Source organism: Stenotrophomonas sp. 28608_Sma (assembly GCF_056486185.1).
Window position 1 is genome coordinate 3,717,133 of sequence record NZ_CM151308.1, and the last position, 22,580, is coordinate 3,739,712.

The 22,580-nt window shown below is 68.0% G+C and carries 19 protein-coding genes; 11 read left to right on the forward strand and 8 right to left on the reverse strand.

Going from position 1 to position 22,580, the window contains the following annotated elements; all coding sequences use genetic code 11:
- Window positions 1-4: 4 nt before the first annotated feature.
- A complete protein-coding gene (pdxH, locus tag ACZLHH_RS17585) occupies window positions 5-604 on the reverse strand; it encodes a pyridoxamine 5'-phosphate oxidase (RefSeq protein WP_049401396.1) in 600 nt (199 codons plus the stop codon).
- Between the two features lie 40 nt (window positions 605-644).
- On the opposite strand from pdxH, the gene ACZLHH_RS17590 reads away from it, so the two are divergent.
- Window positions 645-1,472, forward strand: a complete 828-nt coding sequence (locus tag ACZLHH_RS17590; RefSeq protein ID WP_125431738.1) for a kinase — start codon at window positions 645-647, stop codon at window positions 1,470-1,472.
- A gap of 6 nt (window positions 1,473-1,478) precedes the next feature.
- On the opposite strand, the gene ACZLHH_RS17595 is transcribed toward ACZLHH_RS17590, so the two are convergent.
- Window positions 1,479-1,682, reverse strand: a complete 204-nt coding sequence (locus ACZLHH_RS17595; RefSeq protein ID WP_005410663.1) for a dodecin family protein — start codon at window positions 1,680-1,682, stop codon at window positions 1,479-1,481.
- A 98-nt stretch (window positions 1,683-1,780) separates the two neighbouring features.
- On the opposite strand from ACZLHH_RS17595, the gene ACZLHH_RS17600 reads away from it, so the two are divergent.
- The 5 genes from ACZLHH_RS17600 to mdtD all read left to right on the forward strand — a co-directional run bounded on the left by ACZLHH_RS17600 (window position 1,781) and on the right by mdtD (window position 6,426).
- Entirely contained in the window at window positions 1,781-2,323 is a 543-nt protein-coding gene (locus tag ACZLHH_RS17600) for a shikimate kinase (RefSeq protein WP_180844186.1), read from the forward strand.
- Window positions 2,320-3,432 carry a 3-dehydroquinate synthase gene (gene aroB, locus ACZLHH_RS17605; protein ID WP_180844185.1) on the forward strand — a complete coding sequence of 371 codons (1,113 nt, stop codon included), beginning with the start codon at window positions 2,320-2,322 and terminating at the stop codon, window positions 3,430-3,432. Before ACZLHH_RS17600 ends, aroB begins: the two co-directional genes overlap by 4 nt.
- A 143-nt stretch (window positions 3,433-3,575) precedes the next feature.
- On the forward strand, window positions 3,576-3,815 hold the full coding sequence (locus ACZLHH_RS17610) for a WGR domain-containing protein (protein WP_032127800.1): 240 nt from the start codon (window positions 3,576-3,578) through the stop codon (window positions 3,813-3,815).
- A 26-nt stretch (window positions 3,816-3,841) separates the two neighbouring features.
- Window positions 3,842-4,924 (forward strand): uroporphyrinogen decarboxylase, encoded by a 1,083-nt coding sequence (gene hemE / locus ACZLHH_RS17615; RefSeq protein WP_032127799.1) that lies wholly within the window; start codon window positions 3,842-3,844, stop codon window positions 4,922-4,924.
- Between the two features lie 92 nt (window positions 4,925-5,016).
- Window positions 5,017-6,426, forward strand: coding sequence for a multidrug transporter subunit MdtD (gene mdtD, locus ACZLHH_RS17620; protein ID WP_010482759.1), 1,410 nt, complete (start codon window positions 5,017-5,019; stop codon window positions 6,424-6,426).
- A gap of 698 nt (window positions 6,427-7,124) precedes the next feature.
- Here mdtD and ACZLHH_RS17625 read toward each other — a convergent pair.
- Together ACZLHH_RS17625 and ACZLHH_RS17630 are read right to left on the reverse strand one after the other, a co-directional pair.
- Window positions 7,125-10,652, reverse strand: a complete 3,528-nt coding sequence (locus ACZLHH_RS17625) for a hybrid sensor histidine kinase/response regulator (protein ID WP_107431908.1) — start codon at window positions 10,650-10,652, stop codon at window positions 7,125-7,127.
- Window positions 10,653-10,748: 96 nt separating this feature from the next.
- On the reverse strand, window positions 10,749-14,294 hold the full coding sequence (locus ACZLHH_RS17630) for a sensor histidine kinase (protein WP_197573203.1): 3,546 nt from the start codon (window positions 14,292-14,294) through the stop codon (window positions 10,749-10,751).
- Window positions 14,295-14,459: 165 nt separating this feature from the next.
- On the opposite strand from ACZLHH_RS17630, the gene ACZLHH_RS17635 reads away from it, so the two are divergent.
- The 3 genes from ACZLHH_RS17635 to ACZLHH_RS17645 are packed head-to-tail and all read left to right on the forward strand — an operon-like array spanning window position 14,460 to window position 16,251.
- Window positions 14,460-15,092 (forward strand): YceI family protein, encoded by a 633-nt coding sequence (locus tag ACZLHH_RS17635; RefSeq protein ID WP_110713196.1) that lies wholly within the window; start codon window positions 14,460-14,462, stop codon window positions 15,090-15,092.
- Window positions 15,093-15,102: 10 nt separating this feature from the next.
- Window positions 15,103-15,675 (forward strand): cytochrome b, encoded by a 573-nt coding sequence (locus ACZLHH_RS17640; RefSeq protein WP_005410672.1) that lies wholly within the window; start codon window positions 15,103-15,105, stop codon window positions 15,673-15,675.
- Window positions 15,676-15,678: 3 nt separating this feature from the next.
- Complete coding sequence (locus ACZLHH_RS17645) at window positions 15,679-16,251, forward strand: YceI family protein (protein ID WP_010482754.1); 573 nt, start codon at window positions 15,679-15,681, stop codon at window positions 16,249-16,251.
- A 99-nt stretch (window positions 16,252-16,350) separates the two neighbouring features.
- Here ACZLHH_RS17645 and ACZLHH_RS17650 read toward each other — a convergent pair whose 3' ends face one another.
- Entirely contained in the window at window positions 16,351-16,581 is a 231-nt protein-coding gene (locus ACZLHH_RS17650) for a glutaredoxin family protein (protein ID WP_032127830.1), read from the reverse strand.
- Window positions 16,582-16,681: 100 nt separating this feature from the next.
- Here ACZLHH_RS17650 and ACZLHH_RS17655 point away from each other — a divergent pair, with 100 nt between their 5' ends.
- Both ACZLHH_RS17655 and ACZLHH_RS17660 read left to right on the forward strand, forming a co-directional pair.
- On the forward strand, window positions 16,682-18,064 hold the full coding sequence (locus ACZLHH_RS17655) for an L-serine ammonia-lyase (protein WP_024956918.1): 1,383 nt from the start codon (window positions 16,682-16,684) through the stop codon (window positions 18,062-18,064).
- 122 nt (window positions 18,065-18,186) lie between these two features.
- Window positions 18,187-19,182: an alpha/beta fold hydrolase gene (locus tag ACZLHH_RS17660; protein ID WP_180844184.1), complete on the forward strand. Its 996-nt coding sequence runs from the start codon at window positions 18,187-18,189 to the stop codon at window positions 19,180-19,182.
- 48 nt (window positions 19,183-19,230) lie between these two features.
- Here the strand turns inward: ACZLHH_RS17660 and ACZLHH_RS17665 are convergent, their stop codons facing one another.
- From ACZLHH_RS17665 to metX, 3 genes are read right to left on the reverse strand one after another with little or no spacing between them, the layout of a single operon-like run.
- A complete protein-coding gene (locus tag ACZLHH_RS17665; RefSeq protein WP_180844183.1) occupies window positions 19,231-20,298 on the reverse strand; it encodes a homoserine dehydrogenase family protein in 1,068 nt (355 codons plus the stop codon).
- Window positions 20,295-21,530, reverse strand: coding sequence for an O-succinylhomoserine (thiol)-lyase (locus ACZLHH_RS17670; protein ID WP_049401406.1), 1,236 nt, complete (start codon window positions 21,528-21,530; stop codon window positions 20,295-20,297). The genes ACZLHH_RS17665 and ACZLHH_RS17670 overlap by 4 nt, the downstream gene beginning before the upstream one ends.
- Window positions 21,527-22,558, reverse strand: coding sequence for a homoserine O-succinyltransferase MetX (gene metX, locus ACZLHH_RS17675; RefSeq protein ID WP_049401407.1), 1,032 nt, complete (start codon window positions 22,556-22,558; stop codon window positions 21,527-21,529). Before metX ends, ACZLHH_RS17670 begins: the two co-directional genes overlap by 4 nt.
- Window positions 22,559-22,580 lie beyond the last annotated feature (22 nt).

Below are 22,580 nucleotides of genomic sequence, written 5' to 3' on the forward strand. Positions count from 1 at the left end.
TGCCTTACGGATACAGCAGGCGCTTGCTCCAGCGCCCTTCGGCACCGGCTTCATAGCACCAGCGTTCGTGCAGGCGGAACTGCGCGCCATACCAGAACTCGATGCGGTCAGGCACCACGCGCAGGCCGCTCCAGCCCTCCGGGCGCGGCACGTCCTTGCCCTCGAAGCGGGCTTCGACCTCGGCCACGCGCGCATCGAATTCCTCGCGCGTTGCCAGCGTCTTCGACTGCTGCGAGGCCCAGGCGCCGATCTGGCTCATGCGCGGGCGGCTGGCGAAATAGGCGTCGGCCTCGGCATCGGCGACCTGCTCGACGCGGCCTTCAATGCGCACCTGGATGCCCGCCTCGCGCAGGCTGCGCCACAGGAACAACAGCGCGGCCTGCGGATTGGCCTGCAGCTCCTGTCCCTTGTGGCTGTCCAGGTGGGTGTAGAAGACGAAGCCACGCTCGTCGAACGCCTTCAGCAGCACGGTGCGCGCCGACGGGCGGCCCTGCGTATCGGCAGTGGCCACGGTCATCGCGTTCGGCTCGACTTCGCGGCTCTGCTTGGCCTCGTCGAACAGGCCGGCAAACGTGGACAGGGCTTCGGCGTACAGGTCGCTCATGATTGCGTTCTTCTCACACGGATTGGGCTATTGTGGCTGCATGGCCGCTGCTGCGTATATGCCCCAGGTGAAAGGATTCCCCGAAACATTGGCCGAACAGGCGCTGGATGATGCGCTGGGCAGCGGCGCAGCGGTTCCAGTATTGGCGATCAGCGGCCTGCAGGGGAGCGGCAAATCGACGCTGGCCGCGCAGGTGGTGGCGCGCGCCCAGGCACGCGGCCTGAACGCGGCCACGCTGTCGATCGATGACGTCTACCTGACCCGCGCACAGCGCCAACGACTGGCCCGCCAGGTGCATCCGCTGCTGATCACCCGCGGGCCGCCCGGCACCCACGACCTGCCGCTGGCCCACGCCGTGCTGGACGCGGTGGCCGCACGCCAGCCCTTCGCAATGCCGCGCTTCGACAAGCTGGCCGACGAGCGCCTGCCCGAAGCGCAATGGCCGCAGCTGCAGCAACCGCTGGACCTGCTGGTCTTCGAAGGCTGGTTCCTGGGCACACCCGCGCAGGATGACAACGCACTGGACAGCCCGCTGAACGCACTGGAGCGCGAGGCCGACGCCGATGGCCGTTGGCGCCGCTGGTGCAACCAGGCGCTGGCCCGCGACTACCCGGCGTTGTGGCAGCGCTGCGACCGCCTCTGGTTCCTGCAGCCGCCGGATTTCTCGGTGGTACCACGCTGGCGCTGGCAGCAGGAACAGAACCTGCAGGCCGCGCAGCCGGGCCGGCACGGCATGAGCCGGCCACAGCTGGAGCGCTTCGTGCAGTACTACGAGCGGGTCAGCCGGCAGGCACTGCACGCCCTGCCCGCCCTGGCCGACCACGTGGTGGTGCTGGACGGCCAGCGCCAGGTGCAGGACGTGCGCTGAGCACGCCTATTCCACCAGGAAGGTCACCCGCAGGTTGACCCGCCATTCGGTGATCTCGCCACTGCCGTTGGTGACCACCTTGGTCTCGTTCACCCAGGCGCCCTGGATGCCCTTGACCGTCTCGGAGACCTTCTTCAGACCGCTGCGCACGGCGTCCTCCACGCTCTTCGGCGAGGAGGCGGTGATTTCGATGACCTTGGCGACCGTCATGGCCTGTACTCCGGCTGGCGCGGGAGACCCCGCAGGAACGCCTAGCCTGACGTGAAGAACGTAAAGGCAAGGGCACGGAGGTGTTAGCATCAGAGGGCATGAATCCTGCTCCGAACCTGATCCTGATCGGCCCGATGGGCGCCGGCAAAACCTGCATCGGCCGCCGCCTGGCCGAGCGCTTCACGCTGGACTTCGTCGATGTCGACCAGGCCATCGTCGATGCCGCCGGCGCCAGCATCCCGACCATCTTCGAGCACTCGGGTGAAACCGGCTTCCGCAGCCATGAGCGCGAAGCCTTGGCCCGTGTGCTGGCAGGCCGCGGCCAGCTGGTCTCCACCGGTGGCGGCGCCGTACTGGATCCGGACAACCGTGCGCTGATCGCCCAGCGCGGCTTCGTGGTCTACCTGCGGGTCAGCGTTACCGCGCAGCTGGAACGCCTGGCCCGCGACAAAGGCAGGCCACTGCTGCAGCGCCCGGACCGCGAGCAGGTGCTGCACGATCTGGCTGCTCACCGCGACCCGCTGTACCGCGAACTGGCCGACCTCACCCTCGATACCGACCCGTATACCGCTGCCGACGCGACCGCCCACCTGGTGGTCAAGCTGGCCACGCAATGGCAGCGCCAGGACCTGACCGCATGACTTCCCCCGCCCTGCTGCAGGTCGCCGTTGGCGGCGACCGCCCCTACTCCATCACCATCGGCGCTGGTGCCCAGACCGACGGCACCGCACTGGCCTCGTACGTGCGCGGCCGTCATGTGCTGCTGCTCAGCGACAGTGAAGTCGCCCCGCGCTATCTGGCATCGGTCAAACAGACGCTGCTGGCCGCACGCGCGGACCTGATCATCGGCGAGCACGTGCTGGCTGCCGGCGAAGCCTCCAAGACCCTGGCCGAGTTCGGCCGCGCGATCGAAACACTGGCCGCGCTCGGTGCCACCCGCGACGCCTGCGTGTTCGCCCTCGGCGGCGGCGTGGTCGGTGACCTTGCCGGTTTCGCTGCCGCCTGCTGGATGCGCGGGGTGGACTGCGTGCAGCTGCCGACCACCCTGTTGGCGATGGTCGATTCGTCCGTGGGCGGCAAGACCGCGGTCGACATTCCGGCCGGCAAGAACCTGGTCGGCGCATTCCATCCGCCGCGCGCGGTCATTGCCGATACCCGCGTGCTGGCCACCCTGCCACCGCGCGAGCTGCGCGCCGGCCTGGCCGAAGTGGTGAAGTACGGCGCGCTGGGCGACGCGGTGTTCTTCGAATGGCTGCAGCAGCATGCCGATGCGCTGCTGGCCGGCGAAGACAACGTGCTTTCCGAAGCCATCGCGCGCAGTTGCCGGCACAAGGCCGCCATCGTCGAGCGCGATCCGTTCGAGAAGGGGGAACGTGCCCTGCTCAACCTCGGCCATACCTTCGGCCATGCCATCGAGACCGAACAGGGCTACTCGGCCCCGGGCCGCGATGCGCTGAACCACGGCGAAGCGGTGGCGGTGGGCATGGTGCTGGCGGCAACGCTGTCCACCGACCTGGGCCTGGCCGACGATGCCGACCGCGTGCGCCTGCAGGCACTGCTGGAGCGTCTGGGCCTGCCGGTGACGATCCCCGCAGGACTGGATCCGCAGGCCCTGCTCGGCCGCATGCGGCTGGACAAGAAGAACGTGGCCGGCCGCCTGCGCCTGGTGCTGTGGCGTGGCATGGGCCGCGCCGAAGTGGTGCCGGACGTGGATGAGGCGGCGGTGCTGAAGGTACTGTCGGCCCGGTAGTGCCGGCCGCTGGCCGGCAATCCTGCCGCGCAGCCTGGTAGTGCCGGCCGCTGGCCGGCTTCCCCGCTCATGACGTTGCCGGCCAACGGCCGGCACCACCGCGTTGCGGCCGGGGTCACCCTGGCCCCGCTACAATCGGCGCCATGCACGTCTACCTGCAACATCCCGACGCCGGTGCGCAGGCACCGCGCTTCCTGCGCCTGAGCCTGCAGCCGGATCTGTTCGGCGGCTGGGAACTGCTGCGCGAGAGCGGCCGCGTCGGCAGCCGCTCGCAGCTGCGGCGCGAGCTGTTCCTGCAGGCCGACGAAGCCCGCCATGCCTTCGAGAAGGCCCGCGATGCCGAACTGCATCGCGGTTTCCAGATCCTCTCGCACGGCGACTGACGCCGCTGCCAACTTTCGTCCAAGGAATGCCCATCGTGACCAGCCCTCTCCGCAACGATCGCCTGCTGCGCGCCCTGCGCCGCGAACCGGTGGACTGCACCCCCGTCTGGCTGATGCGCCAGGCCGGCCGCTACCTGCCGGAGTACCGCGCGACCCGGGCCAAGGCCGGCAGCTTCCTGGCCATGGCCAAGAATCCGGAGATTGCCTGCGAGGTTACCCTGCAGCCGCTGCGCCGCTTCCCGCTGGATGCGGCCATCCTGTTCTCGGACATCCTCACCATTCCCGATGCGATGGGCCTGGAGCTGTACTTCGTCGAAGGCGAAGGCCCGAAGTTCCGCCACCCGGTGCGTGATGAAGCGGCCATCGCCAGGCTGGCGGTGCCGGACATGGAACAGGACCTGGGCTACGTGATGGACGCGGTGCGCCTGATCCGCCGTGAGCTGGACGGCCAGGTGCCGCTGATCGGTTTCTCCGGCAGCCCGTGGACGCTGGCCTGCTACATGGTGGAAGGCGGCGGCAGCAAGGACTTCGCGCGGATCAAGGCGATGGCACTGAACCATCCGCAGGCCCTGCACCGCCTGCTGGAGGTCACCACCGAGGCGGTGATCGCCTATCTCGGCGCGCAGCGCGCGGCCGGTGCACAGGCGCTGCAGGTATTCGATACTTGGGGTGGCGTGCTGTCGCCGTCGATGTACCGCGAGTTCTCGCTGCGCTACCTGCAGCGGATTGCCGAGGGCCTGGAGCGCGGCGAAGGCAACGAGCGCACCCCGCTGATCCTGTTCGGCAAGGGCACCGGCCTGCATCTGGAAGCGCTGTCGCAGACCGGTGCCGATGCGCTGGGCCTGGACTGGACGCTGGATCTGGACGAGGCGATGCGCCGCACCGGCGGCCGCGTCGCCCTGCAGGGCAACCTCGACCCGACCACGCTGTACGCCTCGCCGGATGCGATCGCCGCCGCAGCAGCACGCGTGCTCGACACCTATGCCGCCGGCAACGGTGGTTCGCGCGAGGGCCATGTGTTCAACCTCGGCCACGGCATGTCGCCGGACATGGACCCGGCGCACGTGCAGGTGCTGGTCGACGCGGTGCACGCGCACAGCCAGCGCTGAGCATTGCGCATGCGGTTGCGGCGCGATGTTGATCGCGCCGTGACCCGCAGTGCGCGATCATGACGTCCCCCACGCTGCACCGGCCACACCCCATGTCCACATCGCCATCGACCTACAACCGCCAGCGCCCCCTGCTGTGGCTGGTTTCGTTGGCGATCTTCATGCAGATGCTGGACTCGACCATCGTCAACACGGCCTTGCCGGCGATGGCGGCCAGCCTGGGCGAAAGCCCGCTGCAGATGCAGTCGGTGGTGTTCAGCTACGCATTGGCGGTAGCCACCTTCATTCCCGCCTCAGGATGGATCGCCGACCGCTACGGCACGCGTCGTACCTTCCTGGTAGCGATCATCCTGTTCACCCTCGGCTCGCTGGCCTGCGCGCTGGCCCAGCACCTGCACCAGCTGGTTGGGGCACGTGTGCTGCAGGGTATCGGCGGTGCGATGCTGCTGCCGGTCGGACGCCTGGCAGTGATGCGTTCGGTGCCACGCGAGGACTTCCTGCGCGCGATGAGCTTCATCGCCATCCCCGCGCTGGTCGGCCCGTTGATCGGCCCGACGTTGGGTGGCTGGCTGGTCGAGATCGCGTCGTGGCACTGGGTGTTCCTGATCAACCTGCCGATCGGCGTGATCGGTTTCATCGCCGCGATGAAGATCATGCCCGACCACTACGCCAGCCATCGCACCCGTTTCGACCTGCGCGGCTACATCATGCTGGCCTTTGCGATGGTGGTGCTGTCGCTGGCGCTGGACGGCATCTCCGGGCTCGGAACGCCACATGCGCTGGTGATGCTGATGACCGTGGCCGGCCTGGCCGCACTGGTCGGTTACTGGCTGCATGCCGCCAACTCCACCGCGCCGTTGTTCTCGCTGGCCCTGTTCCGCGTGCCCAGCTACCGCATCGGCATCCTTGGCAACCTGTTCTCGCGCATCGGCAGCAGCGCCATGCCGATGCTGATCCCGCTGCTGCTGCAGGTCGGCCTGGGCCTTGGCCCGATGAACGCCGGCCTGATGATGGTGCCGGTGGCGGCGGCCGGCATGGTGTCGAAGAAGCTGGCGGTGAAGCTGGTCGAGCGCTACGGCTACCGCCGCGTGCTGATGGTCAACACCGTGCTGGTGGGCCTGGCGATGGCCAGCTTCATCCTGATGACGCCCGGCCAGCACCTGGCCTGGCGCCTGCTGCAGCTGGCGTTCTTCGGTGCGGTCAATTCACTGCAGTTCACCGTGATGAACACCGTGACGCTGCGGGATCTGGACCGCGAGTTCGCCAGTTCCGGCAACAGCCTGCTGTCGATGGTGATGATGCTCGCCGCCGGCTTTGGTGCTGCTGCGGCCGGCAGCCTGCTGGCCGCGTTCGGCAACCACCTGGACAGCAACAGCGCCACCGCCGCGCTGCATGCCACGTTCCTGTGCGTGGGCGCGATCACCCTGACCTCGACGATGATCTTCTGGCAGCTGCCCGATACCAAGCCGGAGCCACGGCAGGTCGAGCACGTCGCGGAGTGAGGGGGTTCGGCAGGGTTGCACCCTGCACCCGCAGAGGCCCAACCCGAAGCAACAGCAACAGCAACAGCGAGCATTCCGTGGGATGGCGGGGCAGTGTGGGCTTGCAGGACACGCCGTAAACCCGTCCATGGGGGCTCGATGGCGCCATCCATGGCGCCAACGGTCCTGCAAGCCCACACCGCCCCACCTCTGACAGGTTCACGCGGCTGTGGGTAACGGCGACTGTTGGAACGCGCGGTTGTTGGTAGGTGTCGACCTTGGTCGACACATCTGTCAGATATCGAATTCCAGATTGGGGTCAGAGCCCGTTGCGCGCCAACGGGATCCGACCCCGTGCTCCGACAGATCGCGGAAAACTGTCGAAGGCGGGGAGGGTCCGGTTGCGGGGGCGTGAGCCGCATGGGCCCGAGGCATGCCTCGGGCGAGTTGGGCAGGAGGCCCAACCCCGGTCTTGCCGTGTGCGCAGGACAGCGCACACGAGCAAGCGGCGACCGAGCTTACATGGGTGAGGGCGCTTTGCTTGCGAAGCATTGCTTCGCAAGCGCCCGAACGCACAGCCGCCAGCGGCTGGGCCGGGCCCCGGAGGGGGACTTGCAGCGTCCCCCGCAACCGGACCCACCCCGCCATCCCACGGATTGCACGCTTTTGACGTTGACGTTGCTTCTGCAGGTGCAGGGCTGCAAGCCCTGCAATAATCCCTACCTTCCCATCACCCGGGCGATCGCTTCCACCAGCAGTTCCCCGGTCACCGGCTTGCGCAGGAAGCCACCGATGCCGGCCGCCTCCACCTGCTGCTGCAGGTCCGGGTCGGTACGTGCGGTCACCGCCAGCAGTGGCAGCATGTAGCCCTGGTTGCGCAGATGCTGGGCCAGCTCGAAGCCGCTCAGGCCCGGCAGGTCGAGATCCAGCAGGCCGACGTCGAAATCACCGGCACTGATCTCACGCAGTGCCGCCAGCGCATGGCCCGCATGTACCACCTCGTGCCCGCGCGCACTCAGCAGCCCGCGCACCACATCGGCCACAGTCGCGTCGTCCTCCACCAGCAGTACCCGCAATGGCGGCATGTTGGCCGCGTCCTCGCGGTGCGTTTCACCATCTGCTTCGGCATCGGCATCGACCACCATCGGCAACGGCAACGTCACGCCGAAGCAGGTGCCGCGACCAAGCTGGCTCTCCACCTGGATCCGCCCCTGCATCGCATGCGCCAGTTCGCGGCAGATCGCCAGGCCCAGGCCACTGCCGCCGTACTGCGCCGCGGTACGTGCACCATCGGCCTGCTCAAAGCGGCGGAACAGGCGTTGCTGTTGCTCCTGGCTGATGCCGGGGCCGGTGTCGCGCACTTCGAAATGCAGCGATCGCAGCTCGGCGTCGCTGCGCGCGTGCAGGGTGATGGTGCCGCGGCTGGTGAACTTGACCGCATTCGAGAGCAGGTTCAGCAGGATCTGCCGTACCCGCATCGCGTCGCCGGTGGCCTGCAGGCCGGGCGGCAACTGGTTGTCGAGGGTGAAGCGCAGGCCCTTCTGTGCAGCCAACGGGCCCATCAGCGCCGCCAGGTCCTGCAGCAGGCAGCTCAGCGCGAACGGCTTGGACTGCAACTCCAGACGGCCCGATTCGATCCGCGCCAGGTCCAGCGCATCGTTGACCAGATGCAGCAGGTGCTCGCCGGCGTGGCGGATTGATTGTGTATAGCCGCGCTGCTGCGGATCCAGCGGTGAGGACAGCAGCAGCTCGCTCATGCCGAGCACACCGGTCATCGGCGTGCGGATCTCATGACCAAGGTTGGCCAGGAAGCGGGTCTTGGCCGCCGACGCCTGCTCGGCCAGCTCCTGCTTGTGCAGCGCCAGCTGATAGGCGTGGCGACGCTGCAGGCGGCGACGGTACAGCCAGGCGAACCAGCTGGTCAGCAGCAGCGCGAACGAGGCCAGCACCAGCAGGCCGGACAGGCTGCGCCACCACGGTGGCTGCACGCGGAATTCCAGGCTCTGCACCCGTGACCAGACATGGTCGGCCGACCGCGCCTGCACTTCCAGCCGATAGCTGCCCGGTGCCAGCCGCGAGAACAGGCGCTCACCGGCCGGTCCCACTTCCACCCAGTCCGGGTCATAGCCGGCCAACCGGTAACGATAGGTATTGGACGCCGAATCGGCGAACGACAACAGGCGCGCGACGATGCGCAGATCGCGGTCGCCATCGGCGATCTGCAACGGCGTGTCGTGGGTGAGGTCCAGCACCTGCTCGTTGCGGCGCACCTCCACCCGCTCGATCACCAGCGGCGCACGCCGCATCGAGGGCCGCACCTGCTCCGGGTCGAACACCACCACACCGGCCGGCGTACCCGCCACCAGATGGCCGTCTCCCGACATCACCAGCGTGTGCTCGCGGAATTCCTGGCTCGGCAGGCCGTCATGCACGCCATACAGGCGCACGCTCTGGCCATCGGCGCCGATGCGCACCAGGCCACGCGCGCTGGTTGCCCACGCCACCCCCTGTGCATCGACCACCAGCCCCGAAGCGGAGATCGCCGGGTAGCCCTGCTCGGCACCGATCACGGCCTGCCGCTCCAGCCGGCCCTGGCTCCAGCGGTAGCGCGACAGGCGGCCATCCTCGGACAGCCAGACCTGGCCATCGCTGCCCACGTGCAGTGCATGGATCGCGGTCGCCGGTGCGCCCGGCACCGGCTGGAAGCGCTCGCTTTCCGGCAGCCACTGCAGCAGGCCTCGGCTGCTGGCCAGCCAGATATGGTCCTGCGGCCCGCATTCCACATCGAGATTGAGCTGGCCCTGCTGCAATCCGCGCTGGCCATTGTCCAGCTGGCGCCGCAGGCGCCCATCCAGATCGCGCTGCTGAAGACCCGACGGCAGCATCAGCCAAAGGCTGTCACCATCACAGGTCATCATCGATTCGATGACCCCTTCCATGGTCGCGTCGGCGCCGGCATCCCGGCCCCAGCGGCGCAGATCACGCCGCTTCGGGTCGTAGCGCAGCAGCGCGTCGTTGGAGCCGATCCAGACCTGGCCGCGGCGATCCTCGCGCACCGAGGTCAGCCAGTGCATGCCGTTGACCCAGGTGCGGTGCTGTTCGATGCGGCCGGTCTTCGGATCGAAGCGGTCCAGCGCGCCGTGGCTGCCGACCGTCCAGATGCCGCCGTTGCTGGACGGGCTGGTACCCAGCACGAAGGCATTGCGCAGCGAGCGCGGGTCGTCCTCCAGCCGCGACAGCACCGAGAACTGCCACCAGCGCGGCAGCAGGTGCCACAGGCCGGCGTTGGTGCTGGCCAGCCAGATGCCCCCCTCGCGATCCTCGTAGGCGCCGGTCCAGTTCGGGCGTACCGGGCCACGCGCCACCGCGCTGTACAGCGGCACGGCCTGGTACTGGCCATCGACCGCGCGGCCAAGGCCGGTGCGGGTGTCCAGCCAGTGCCCGCCCTGCTCGTCGCGCAGCATCATGCCCAGCACCTGTTCGCCTTCGGGCAGCTTCCAGGACGGTGCCTCAAAACGACCATCGGGACGACGCACGATGGCACCGGCCATCGTGCTGATCCAGAGGCTGCCATCGGGCTCGGCCGTCAGGCCATTGATCAGCAGGCTGGGAACGATGCCGGCACCAACCCGTTCAAAGTCCGTGCCGGTCCAGCGCGCGACACCATGCTTGGTGCCTATCCACAGGCTGCCATCGGCCAGGGTTGCCAGATAAGGCACCGATGCGGCCGGCAGGCTGCGTGGGTTGTTCGCTTCGGGCAGGAAGCGCTGCAGCCGGTCCTGGTTGTCCAGGCGGTACAGACCACCTTCGTGGGTGCCGAACCAGACCGAACCATCCGGCGTGGTGGCCAGGCTCCAGACCGTGTTGGTGCCCATCAACGGCTGGCTGCTGCGGTCGTAGAAATGCAGCTGGCGGCGATCGGCCGACATCCGTACCAGGCCCGCGTTCTCGGTGCCGATCCAGAGCTGGTTGCGGGCATCGACCAGCACCGTCCAGATGCGGTTGTCGCGCAGGCCGTCTTCCGAGCGCCAGATCCGGTAGTTGCGCCCGTCGTAGCGGGCCAGACCGTCGTTGGTGGCGATCCAGAGGTAACCGTAACGATCCTCGGCCATGCGGTTCACGGTATTGGACGGCAAGCCGTCGAACACCGTCACCTGACGCGGGCTCGGTGGCACCGGCTGCGCCGCAGCGGGCGACAGGCAGCACAGGAGGACCAGCAGCAGCATCGCCGCCCGCAGATACACCACCGATTGCCTCCTCACGCTGCTTCTGATGATTCCCGCACTACGGGCGTCGGCATGGTAAACCGAAAGTCGCGCCGTTCACGCCCGGCGCTGGCGCATTCAAAGGGCGGTTTGTCGTTTTGCGCGCGCCTGGGCAATGGCAGTCACCAGCATGTCACCGGTCACCGGCTTGCGCAGGAAGCCATCGAACCCGGCCGCCAGGACCTGGGGCTCGGCGTAGGCATCGGAGCGCGCGGTGACCGCAACCAGGGGGAGTTCATAGCCCATGGTGCGCAGCTGGCGAGCGATGGCGGTGCCGTCCAGCGCGGGCAGATCGAGATCGAGCAGGCCCACGTCAAAACCATCGGTGGCAATCTCCGAAAGCGCGCCCAGGCCATGCAGCACGTGCACCACGTCGTGGCCACGGCCACGCAGCAGGCCGGCGATGACCTCGGCCACGGTCGCGTCATCTTCCACCAGCAGGATGCGCAGCGGCGGCAGCACCGGCAGCACCGGCGACTCGCCCGGCGCATTGGCGGCCTGCCGGATCCAGGGCAGCGGCAACCACACCCGGAATCGCGCGCCCTTGCCCGGCTGGCTGTCCACTTCGATGCGTCCGTTCATGGCCACGGCCAGCTCCTGGCAGATCGCCAGGCCCAACCCGCTGCCGCCATAGCGCGACGCGGTGCGCGGGCCGTCCGCCTGTTCGAAGCGATGGAACAGCCGGTCCTGCTGCTCGGCGTTGATGCCCGGGCCGGTGTCATGCACTTCGAAGCAGAGTCCGCCACCGTTCTCTTCCAGGCGCACGGCCAGGCCGACGTGCCCGCGCTCGGTGAACTTGATTGCATTGCCCAGCAGGTTGAGCAGGATCTGCCGCACGCGCATCTCGTCGCCGCTGACGCTGATCGGCCCCAGCGGATCGCTCCCACGCTGGAACCCCAGGTTGCGCTGCTTCGCCATCGGCTCCATCAACGCCTGCACCTGGTCGAGCAGGCCAGCCAGATCGAACGGGCGCAGGTCGAGCTCCAGCCGGCCGGCCTCGATGCGGGCCAGATCCAGTGCGTCATTGACCAGCCGCAGCAGGTGGCTGCCAGCCTGCTGGATCGAGCCTGCATAGCTGCGCTGCACCGCATCCAACGGGGTGGCCAGCAGCAACTCACTCATGCCGAGCACACCGGTCATCGGGGTGCGCACCTCATGGCCCAGCGTGGCCAGGAACCGGCTCTTGGCCTGGGAGGCCTGCTCTGCCAGTTGCTGCTTGTGCACGGTCAACTGCCATTGCTGGCGGCGGCGCAGGCGCGCACGGATCGACCACACCAGGATAAGCAGCAGCAGCGAGCCGATCAGCAGGTAGCCGAAGATCGCCATGCCGCTGCGCCACCAGGGTGGCAGCACCTTCACCTGCAACTGCTGTGAAGGCGTCCACGTGCCACTGGCCGTTGCCGCCTGGACTTCAATGACGTAGCTGCCGGTCGGCAGCCGCGACAGCGTGCGCTGGCCGTCACCGCCCTGCTCCACCCAGTTCTGGTCGTAGCCCTGCACCCGGAAGCGGTAACGGTTGCCCTGCGGATTGGCATAGGAAAGCAGTCGCGCATCGATCTGCAGATCACGATCATCCGGGCCCAGCAACAGCGTGCCGGTGGTCGGCAGCGGTTGCCAGCCGCGGGCATCATCACGCCGCACGCGGACCTCGGCGATCACCAGCGACGACGGCGGCAGCACCGCATCGGCAGCATTCACATCGAACACGACCAGGCCGGTCTGGGCAACCGCGAGCACGCGACCATCGACATTCACCGCCGGCGGCCTGCTGGTGAACTCGGCGTCGGGCAGACCATCGCGTTCGTTGAACTGCTGCAGGCGGCGCGTTTTCGGGTCCCACCGCAGCAGGCCACGTGGCGTGGTCGCCCACAGGCGGCCGTCTTCGGCCAGCGCCAGTCCTCCCATGCTGACCGAGGGTACGCCAGCACTGCCATCGATGCGCTGGATCAGGCGGAGGCTCATGCCATCCCATTGGTAGCGTTCCAGCGCGCCCTGCCGGGCCAGCCACAGCTGCTGTGGATCCACCCACACCAGATCGTAGATCAGCCCGCGCGAAACGCCCGGCACCGCTTCGAAGCGCCCGGCCTGTTCACGCCAGATCCCCATGTCGCCCATCACCCAGGCCTTGCCCTGTGCATCAAAGCGGATCTGCTCAACCGGTGAATCGGCGGTCTTGCGGAGATCCTCCAGCGGGTAACTACGCAGCACGCGGCCATCGGCGCTGCGCTGCTGCAGGCCCAGGTTCATCACCGACAGCCAGACCGTGCCATCGGGGGCCTGCCGCATCAGATCGATGCGCTGGCGCAGATCGGCTCCCCCATCGATATGCCAATCGTGCAGCGCGCGGGTGGCCGGGTCGTACACGCTGATGCGGCCGGCACGCCCCAGCCACAGGCGCCCGTCCGGCCGCGGCAGCACCGACCACACCGCCCCGCTGCCGATCTCGCGATCGCTGGCCAGCAACTTCAGTACTCCCTGCGCGTCCAGCTGGTACACGCCATGCGCTGAGCCGACGTAGTAATTCCGGCCATCACTGGCTGCACTCAGCAGGTACTGGCTGTCCAGCGGCTTGCCGTCGAGCTGGTTCCAGATCGAAAACCGGCGCCAGTCCGGCGGCAGGTAGGCCAGGCCCTGGGTCAGCAGCGCCACCCACAATCCGCCCTCATGGTCCTGCATCAGATCAAGCACACCGCTCTGGGCAGTGAGGAAGCCACTGCCGCGGTCGCCGTCGAGCCGCCGCAGCATGCTGGCATCTCCACGCAACAGGCCATCGGAGGTGCCCGCCCAGTAACCGCCCTGGCGATCGGCCAGCACCAGTGCCGAACGCAGGCGCGCACTGTCGGCCCAGCGCGGACGGCTGACCCGGTCCTGCGCGTCGATACGGTAAAGGCCGTCATTCTGGCTGCCGGCCCAGATCGAGCCATCGGGGTCGCGGCTCAGGCGCAATACACTCAGCGCCCCCAGTTCGCGCGGCGCGACAGCCTCGAATCCAGTCCCGTTCCAGCGCGCAATGCCCGCCTCGGTGCCGATCCACAGTCGCCCCTGCGCATCGACCAGGCTGCTGTAGATGGTATTGCTGGGCAACCCGCCAGGACGGGCCGGATCATGCTCGAAGAAGCGCAGGCTGCCGTCTTCACCGAAACGGCAGACGCCATGGCCACTGGTGCCGATCCACAGTGCATCCTCGGCGTAGGCCAGCGTCCAGAACTGGCTCATGCAGGGGCCGTTGACCGCATCGAAGGTCTTGAAGCGTTCGCGGTCGGCATCCAGCCGGGCCACGCCCTTGCCATTGATGCCGACCCAGACGCGGTCCAGGGGATCGACCAGCAGGGTCTCGATCTCGTTGCCGGGCAGCGAGCCCGGCTGCTCCGGATCATGTTCCCAGACCCGCAGGTTGCCGCCGTCATAGCGCACCAGGCCACCATCGGTGGCCGCCCAGATATGGCCCTGGCGGTCCTCGGCCAGCGCCAGCACCATGCGCGAGGGCATGCCTTCAGCTGCACCGAAACGGCGCAGGCGCGGTGTTTCCGCCATGTCGAGGGCCGTGGCCGCCGTGGCGAACGCCATCAGCAGCAGCCCCATTCCCGCGATGCCTCGGCACCACAGGCGCCAACCGCTCGTCATCCTGAACCCCCTGTCCTGTCCCGATTGTCACACAGGGCCGGGTTCATGGCTGCAACAGGCTGTTTCCACCGGTGTACCCACCACGAACTGTTGCAGCCATGCACGCAACGTTGGCGGGGGGCTGTGCGTATGATCGCAACGTCCCCCTTCCGGAGCCCGCCATCGATGCGTCCCTGCCTGGCCCTGCTGCCGATGCTGCTCGCCACCGCCCCCGCCTGGGCGGATGCAGATACCTATCGCCTCGATCCGGTGCATACGCGTGTGCTGTTCACCATCGACCACGCGGGTTACTCGCAGGCGATGGGGACGGTCTCCGGCAGTGAGGGCCGCCTGCAGTTCGATCCCGACAACTGGCGCGAGGCCACACTGGATGTCGAGGTCCCCGTGTCGCGATTGGACCTAGGTGATGCCAAATGGAACCAGGCCACGCTGGCCCGCAGCCTGCTCGACGGCGAGCGTTTCCCCAGCGCGCGCTTCGTCTCCAGCCGGGTCGAACCGATCGATGCCAAGCGTGCGCACGTGATCGGTACCCTGACCCTGCGCGGCGTCAGCCAGGAAGTCACCCTGGACGTGACCCTCAACGCCATCAAGCGCTACCCCCTCCCCCCGTTCCGACGCACCGCCGGTTTCTCCGCCAGCACCACGCTGAGCCGGCGCGCGTTCGGCATCACCGCCTGGCCGGGCGTCATCGGTGATGCAGTACAGCTGAGGATCGAGGCTGAAGCCACCCTCGACCGCAGCGACGCCCCGGGAACTCCCGCTCCCGTTCCGCACTCCGACCCCAAGACGGCCCGCTAGAGGACCTTTCATGACCGCCAAGAACACCCCCGCCGCCTGGGGGAGTGTCAGCCAGATCCTGCATTGGTTGATCGCACTGCTGATCCTCGCCCTGGGCGTGGTCGGCCTGACCATGGGCGAACTGCCCAAGACGCCCAAGTACTTCTGGGTCTACACCGCACACAAGTCGATCGGCATCACCGTACTGGCGCTGGTCCTGTTCCGCCTCGGCTGGCGCCTGTACGCCGGCGCCCCCAAGCCGGTGCCGGGCGTGCCCAGCTGGCAGGAGCGCATCGCAAGCGCCACCCACGTGCTGTTGTATGTGCTGATGTTCGCCATCCCGCTGTCGGGCTGGCTGTACGACTCGGCCAGTGGCCTGCGCCCGTTCCGCTGGTTCGGCCTGGTTGATGTGCCCAAGCTGAGTGGCCCGGATCCGCAGGTCGTGGCGGTGTCCCACGCCATCCACGAATACGGCTTCTGGCTGTTGATCGCGGTGGTGCTGGCCCATGCCGGCGCTGCCTTCTACCACCACCTGTTCCAGCGCGATGCAACGTTGTCCCGCATGTTGCCGCGCGGCTGGCTCGCCTCCCCTCAGAAGGACTGACCGATGAACCTGAAACTGACCACTCCGGCCGCCGTGGCCGCCGCCCTGGCCGGCATGCTGGCCACCGCCCCGGCGCTCGCCGCGGACTACGCGCAGGCCCCCGGCGCCGGCTCGATCCTGGTGTTCGCCACCAAGTACGACGGCGAAGTGTTCACCGGCAGCTTCCCGGGCTTTGCCACCAAGCTCAGCTTCGACCCGGCCAACCCGGCCGCCGGTTCGCTGGACGTGGTGATTCCGCTGGCCGGTGCCAAGAGCGGCAACAGCGACCGCGACTCGACCCTGCAGACCGCCGACTTCTTCAACGTCGGCAAGTTCGCCACTGCGCGTTACACCGCCAAGGGCTTCCGTGCGGTGGGCAACGACCAGTTCGCCGCCGACGGCACGCTGGAGCTGCGCGGCGTCAGCAAGCCGGTCACCCTCACCTTCACCTGGAAGCCGGGCACCCAGCCGGTGTTGACCGGCAAGGCCACCGTCAAGCGCCTGGACTTCGGCGTCGGCAGCGGTGACTGGGCCGACACCAAGACCATCCCGGACGAAACCGCGATCAGCACGATCGTGAAGTTCGACGCGAAATGATCAACAGGCCGGGGCACCGCCCCGGCCATCATCTCCGGTAGTGCCGGCCGCTGGCCGGCAACCTCACCGATGCGGGCAGGTGCCGGCCAGCGGCCGGCACTACCGTTCGACGGCCAGCCAGGCTTGAACCGCAGCCGCGTCGAACGGCCAGTCCAGCTCACGGTCGCCGCGCTCGTCGCGCAGCACCGGCACCCGCGCGCCGTAGCGCGATTCCAGCGCTGGCTGGTCATCCAGGAACACCGATTCGAATTCCGGCGCCCGGGCCTTGGCCAGCTCGGCCAGCGCCATGTCGCACAGGTGGCAGTCGTCACGCTGGAACAGAGTCAACACCGGCAGGGTCCCCTTGGTGGAAATGCTGCGCCGCAGCCATTGAAGTGCGGCGTGAACCGCTAGAATAGCGGTCTCTTCCGGTACCCGCAGTACGGCAACCATGGCTGTCAGCACGTTCGACGTTTTCAAGATCGGCATTGGCCCGAGCTCCTCGCACACCGTCGGGCCGATGAAGGCCGCCGAGCGATTCATCCACCGCTGGCTGCTCGACCCGGGCCGCCTGCACGAGGTCGCGCGCATCCGCGCCGATGTCTATGGCTCGCTGGCGCTGACCGGCCGCGGCCATGGTACCGACAAGGCGATCCTGCTGGGCCTGGAAGGGCAGCGGCCGAACCTGATCGACCCGGACATCATCCCGGCCACGCTGGAGCGCATCCGCAGCAGCAAGCGCATCCAGCTGATGGGCCAGCACGAGATCGCCTTCGACGAGAAGCGCGACCTCGGCATGAACAAGCGCCAGAAGCTGCCGTACCACACCAACGGCATGCGCTTCACCGCGTACAACGCCGAGGACGAAGTGATCGCCACCCGCGATTACTACTCGGTCGGTGGCGGCTTCGTGGTCAACCAGGACGACGCGGCCGATGACCGCATCGTGCCCGACGAGACCCCGCTGCCCTACCCGTTCAAGAGCGGCGACGAGCTGCTGGCGCAGACCGCACGCAGCGGCCTGAGCATTGCCCAGCTGATGTTCGAGAACGAGAAGTGCTGGCGTAGCGAAGACGAGATCCGCGCCAACCTGCGCGAGATCTGGAGCGCGATGCAGTCGTGCGTCGCGCGTGGCATCCGCGAGGAAGGCGTGCTGCCGGGTGGCCTGAAGGTCGGCCGTCGTGCACCGGCGCTGTACCGCGAGCTGTCGTCGAAGCCGGAAGCGGCGATGCGCGATCCGCTGACCACGCTGGACTGGGTCAACCTGTACGCACTGGCGGTGAACGAAGAAAACGCCGCCGGTGGTCGCGTGGTGACCGCGCCGACCAACGGTGCAGCCGGCGTGCTGCCGGCGGTGCTGCATTACTTCGACCGTTTCTGCCCCGGCGCCAACGAGCAGCGTGTGTTCGACTTCCTGCTGACCTCGGCGGCGATCGGCATCCTGTACAAGGAAAACGCTTCGATTTCCGGTGCCGAAGTGGGCTGCCAGGGCGAAGTGGGCGTGGCCTGCTCGATGGCGGCCGGCGGCTTGGTCGCGGCGCTGGGCGGCAACCCGAGCCAGATCGAGAATGCTGCGGAAATCGGCATGGAACACAACCTGGGCCTGACCTGCGACCCGATCGGCGGCCTGGTGCAGATCCCGTGCATCGAGCGCAATGCGATGGGTGCGGTGAAGGCGATCAATGCCTCGCGCATGGCGATGCGCGGCGACGGCAAGCACAAGGTGTCGCTGGACAAGGTGATCAAGACCATGCGCGATACCGGCCGCGACATGCAGGACAAGTACAAGGAAACCAGCCGCGGTGGCCTGGCGGTGAACGTCATCGAGTGCTGATGGCCGCAGCCAGGCATGGCCTGGCTCTACCCTGCAGCCGGGCATGAGCCCGGCTCAACATCGGACGACACCGTCACCGCGTTCCGGTTAGGCTCGGGGCTCCCCCGCCCCGGATTGGCCCCATGCGCGTGATCGCTGCTGCCCTGCTTGCCTGCCTGCCGCTGTCCGCGCTTGCCGCGCCGACCTATGGTCCGCGGCTGGAAGGTTTCGACTACGGCTATCCGGTGAAGACTTTCGGGCTGGAATCGCAGCGGCAGCCACTGGAAATGGCCTATCTGGATGTCCTGCCCAAACGCCGCGCCATCGGCGTGGTGGTGCTGCTGCACGGCAAGAATTTCTGCGCAGCCACCTGGCAGCAGACCATCGCGCCGCTGCTGAACGCCGGCTACCGGGTGATCGCCCCGGACCAGGTGGGCTTCTGCAAGTCCAGTAAGCCCGAGCGCTACCAGTACTCGTTCGCGCAGATGGCGGCCAACACCCATGCGCTGCTGCAGCAGCTGCAGCTGGGTGATGTACCGGTGCATCTGGTCGGCCATTCGATGGGCGGCATGCTGGCAGTGCGCTATGCGCTGATGTACCCGCAGGACCTGCGCAGTCTGTCACTGGTCAACCCGATCGGACTGGAAGACTGGAAGGCGCTGGGTGTTCCCTGGCGCAGCGTGGATACGTGGTACGCCGGCGAAATGAACATCAGCTATGACAGCATCCGCCGCTACCAGCTGGACGTGTACTACGACGGCAAGTGGAAGCCGGCGTATGAACCGTGGGCGCGGATGCAGTCGGGCATGTATGAAGGCCCGGGCAAGCAGGTCGTTGCATGGAGCCAGGCACTGGCATCGGACATGGTGTTCAACCAGCCGGTGGTCTACGAACTGAAGAATCTGCAGGTGCCGACCACGTTGTTCATCGGCCAGAAGGACCGCACCGCGATCGGCCGTGACCTGGCGCCGCCTGCGGTGAAGGCGACGCTCGGCAATTATCCGGAGCTGGGCAGAGCAGCGGCCGCGGCCATTCCGGGCGCGACGCTGGTCGAGTTCGCCGAACTGGGCCATTCGCCGCAGGTGCAGGACCCGAAGCAGTTCAATGCGGCATTGTTGAAGGCGTTGAGGTCGCGTTGAGATTGCGGGCCCGCCGGGCATGGCCCGGCGAGCGCAGCAGCACGGACATCAACCCACGATCCGCAGCACGTCATCCAGCAACGCGGCCGCAGTGACTTCCGCACCCGCGCCCGGCCCCTGGATCAATAACGGCTGGCGGTGATAGCGATCGCTGTGGATGGCCACGCGGTTGTCGGTGCCTGCACCCTGCGCCAAGGGGTGATCGGCCGGCAACTCGCGCAGGCCTACCTGCGCACCCTCGCCATCAACGCGGCCGACGAAACGCAGCACACGACCATTGTCGCGTGCCTGCTGCCAGCGCGCCTGCAGCGGCGCATCCAGCTGCTCGAGCGCAGCCACCGCATCCTCCAGCGGCAGCGCTGCCAGCGCTTCAGGCACCAGTGAATCCACCTGCACCTGCGAAGCATCCAGCGCCAGCCCGCTGCTGCGCGCCAGGATCAGCAGCTTGCGGCGCACGTCCTCGCCGGACAGATCCAGACGCGGGTCCGGTTCGGTATAACCGGCCGCCAGCGCCTCGCGCACCGCCGCCGAGAACGGCGATTGGCCGTCATAGCGATGGAACAGCCACGCCAGCGAGCCGGACAGCACGCCCTCGATGGCGTGGATGTGGTCGCCACCGGCTACCAGCGCGCGCAGGCTGCTCAGCAACGGCAGGCCGGCACCGACGGTGGCGCTGTCGCCATAGCGTGCGCCACTGTCTGCGCAGCTCTCGGCGATGGCCGTGGCACGTGCCAGCTGCGCACCGCGGCCCAGCTTGTTGGCGGTGACCACGTGCACCCCACGCGCCAGCCACTGCACGTGACGTGCGGCCACATCTTCGCTGGCAGTGGCATCGACCACCACGTCACCCCGTTCCAGCCCTTCGGCGCTCGCCCATGGCGGTGAGCTGAGACCGTCACGCGGTGCGCGTCGTGCCAGCTCCAGCGGCAACGCCAGATCACGGTCGATCGCCAGTGCGGTGCGCGAATTGGCCAGCCACTGCACGCTGGGCAGTTCCAACCCGCGTGCCTGCAACGCCTGGTAGCGCTGCACGAAGGCTGAGCCGACCGTGCCGGTGCCGAGCAGCGCCAGGCGCCCCGCGCCCAGCGCAGGAATGTCAGCAGCGAGCGCGCTCATGCATCCACCACCTGTTTGCGGCGCGCAGCCGCATCAATCACGGCTTCGGCGCGCTGCAGCGCTGCGCCGAGATCAGCCAGCAGGTCACGCTCGGCCTCGATGCCGACCGACAGGCGCAGCAGGCCTTCGCTGATGCCGGCGGCCGCGCGCGCTTCAGCGGTCATCGCCGCATGGGTCATGGTGGCCGGGTGCGCGATCAGGCTTTCGACGCCACCCAGCGATTCGGCCAGGGTGAAGCAGCGCAGGCCATCGACGAAGGCACGCACTGCGGCATGCGGATCATCGCCTTCGCAGTCGGCCAGTTCGAACGACAGCATCGCGCCGAAGCCGCTTTGCTGGCGCGCGGCGATGGCGTGGCCCGGGTGATCGGCCAGGCCCGGGTAGTACACCGTGCCGACCGCCGGATGCTGGTCCAGCAGGGCAACGATCGACGCGGTGTTCTCCTGGTGCACGCGCAGGCGCGCATCCAGCGTGCGCAGGCCGCGCAGGGTCAGGAACGCATCGAACGGCGAGCCGGTCAGGCCCAGCGCGTTGCCCCACCAAACCAGCTGCTCGTGCAGCGCCGGATCGCGCGCGACCACCGCCCCACCGACCACATCGCTGTGGCCATTGATGTACTTGGTGGTGGAATGCAGCACCAGGTCGGCACCGAACGACAGCGGCTGCTGCAGGGCCGGCGACAGGAAGGTGTTGTCGACCACCACAAGTGCGCCGGCCTTGTGCGCGGCCTCGATGACGAAGCGCAGGTCGGTGATGCGCAGCAGCGGGTTGGACGGCGTTTCCACCAGCACCAGTTTCGGCTGCGTGGCCAGCGCCTGCGCCAGTGCGCGCGGATCGGTCAGGTCGGCGGTGACCAGTTCGAAGTGGCCCTTTTTCGCCAGCGCATTGAACAGGCGCCAGCTGCCGCCGTATGCATCGTGCGGCACCACCAGGGTGTCGCCCGGCTGCAGCAATGCGTTCAACACCAGGTTGATCGCACCCATGCCGGTGGCGGTGATGACGCCGCCGGCGCCGCCCTCCAGTTCCGCCAGCGCCTCGCCGAGCAGGTCACGGGTCGGGTTGCCACTGCGCGTGTAGTCGTACTGGCGCTTGTTGCCGAAGCCTTCAAAACTGAAGTTCGACGACAGCACGATCGGCGGAGTGACCGCACCATGCGCGGTGTCCCGATCGATGCCGGCACGGACGGCGGCAGTGGTGCGACTACAGGACGGCTCGTTTGCGTGCAGGCTCATGCGGACTCTCCAGAAGTGCGGAAGGCGGTGGCGAGGATCGCGTCGATGCGATCGGTTTCTTTGAGGAAGGCGTCGTGGCCGTAGGGCGAGCGCAGCACGCGCAGACTGCCGCGCGGGCCCAGCCCTTCGACCAGACCGACCAGGTCGGCCAGCGGCACCAGGCGGTCACCCTCCACCGCGACAACTACGGTGGGCGGCAGGATCGCGGTGGGGTCGACGCGGTGCAGGTCGATCGATTCGGACAGGCGCAGGTAAGCAGTCACCGGCGTGCGCGCGACGTACTGCGCACCGGCAGCGTCGAGATAGTCTTCGGCGGCCACGCGCACGCGGCCATTGATCACTTCCGGCGCGGCATCGAAGCGCTCGCCGAACTCTTCCGGGGTGCGGTAGCTGAGCATGGCGAACTGCCGGGCCAACGCCAGACCGTGGTCTTCGCCGCACTGCAGCTGGCCCAGCGCGACCGCGCGGCGCTGCAATGCGCGCCAGGCGGCGGCATACGGATGCGGGCGATGCGCGCCACTGGCCAGCACCAGCTGGCGCACGCGTGCACGGTGGCGGATCGCGAACTGCTGGCCGACCAGCGCCCCGTAGGAGTAGCCCACGAACGCCTTCAGCGTGCGGATGCCGAGATGGTCCAGCAGCAGCGCCAGTGCATCGGCCTGGTCGGCGGTATCGATCGGCACATCCAGTGCACCATCGGCGCCGATGAAGTCGAAGGCCAGTACACGCAGCTGCTGCGGATCCAGCGCGCGCCCGCTGCCGACCAGGTCTTCGGCCCAGCCCTTCTCGCTGAACTGTGCATTGGACGCCACGTGGCGATGGGCGGAAATGCCACCGGCCAGCACCACCACCGGCGCATTGGCCGGGCCGACCCACTCATAGCGCAGGCGCACCGGGCTGGGGCCGGCGTGACGCATCGACAGCACCGCGGCGAACTCACCGCGCTCGGCATGCACGCGGTCTTCGACCGGCACGCTGACGGGGACAAAGGGTTCGGGGCGAAGCGCGGTACTGGCGGCGAAGCTCATGGCGGGATCCGGTTGGGGAATC

Bases quoted from the DNA above. Each gene is read 5' to 3' on its own strand.
- ACZLHH_RS17645 (WP_010482754.1), top strand. From the start codon at position 15,679: ATGAACCTGAAACTGACCACTCCGGCCGCCGTGGCCGCCGCCCTGGCC.
- mdtD (WP_010482759.1), top strand. From the start codon at position 5,017: ATGTCCACATCGCCATCGACCTACAACCGCCAGCGCCCCCTGCTGTGG.
- ACZLHH_RS17635 (WP_110713196.1), top strand. From the start codon at position 14,460: ATGCGTCCCTGCCTGGCCCTGCTGCCGATGCTGCTCGCCACCGCCCCC.
- ACZLHH_RS17600 (WP_180844186.1), top strand. From the start codon at position 1,781: ATGAATCCTGCTCCGAACCTGATCCTGATCGGCCCGATGGGCGCCGGC.
- hemE (WP_032127799.1), top strand. From the start codon at position 3,842: ATGCCCATCGTGACCAGCCCTCTCCGCAACGATCGCCTGCTGCGCGCC.
- ACZLHH_RS17630 (WP_197573203.1), bottom strand. From the start codon at position 14,294: ATGACGAGCGGTTGGCGCCTGTGGTGCCGAGGCATCGCGGGAATGGGG.
- ACZLHH_RS17660 (WP_180844184.1), top strand. From the start codon at position 18,187: ATGCGCGTGATCGCTGCTGCCCTGCTTGCCTGCCTGCCGCTGTCCGCG.
- ACZLHH_RS17590 (WP_125431738.1), top strand. From the start codon at position 645: ATGGCCGCTGCTGCGTATATGCCCCAGGTGAAAGGATTCCCCGAAACA.
- metX (WP_049401407.1), bottom strand. From the start codon at position 22,558: ATGAGCTTCGCCGCCAGTACCGCGCTTCGCCCCGAACCCTTTGTCCCC.
- aroB (WP_180844185.1), top strand. From the start codon at position 2,320: ATGACTTCCCCCGCCCTGCTGCAGGTCGCCGTTGGCGGCGACCGCCCC.
- ACZLHH_RS17640 (WP_005410672.1), top strand. From the start codon at position 15,103: ATGACCGCCAAGAACACCCCCGCCGCCTGGGGGAGTGTCAGCCAGATC.
- ACZLHH_RS17665 (WP_180844183.1), bottom strand. From the start codon at position 20,298: ATGAGCGCGCTCGCTGCTGACATTCCTGCGCTGGGCGCGGGGCGCCTG.
- ACZLHH_RS17670 (WP_049401406.1), bottom strand. From the start codon at position 21,530: ATGAGCCTGCACGCAAACGAGCCGTCCTGTAGTCGCACCACTGCCGCC.
- ACZLHH_RS17655 (WP_024956918.1), top strand. From the start codon at position 16,682: ATGGCTGTCAGCACGTTCGACGTTTTCAAGATCGGCATTGGCCCGAGC.
- ACZLHH_RS17610 (WP_032127800.1), top strand. From the start codon at position 3,576: ATGCACGTCTACCTGCAACATCCCGACGCCGGTGCGCAGGCACCGCGC.
- pdxH (WP_049401396.1), bottom strand. From the start codon at position 604: ATGAGCGACCTGTACGCCGAAGCCCTGTCCACGTTTGCCGGCCTGTTC.
- ACZLHH_RS17595 (WP_005410663.1), bottom strand. From the start codon at position 1,682: ATGACGGTCGCCAAGGTCATCGAAATCACCGCCTCCTCGCCGAAGAGC.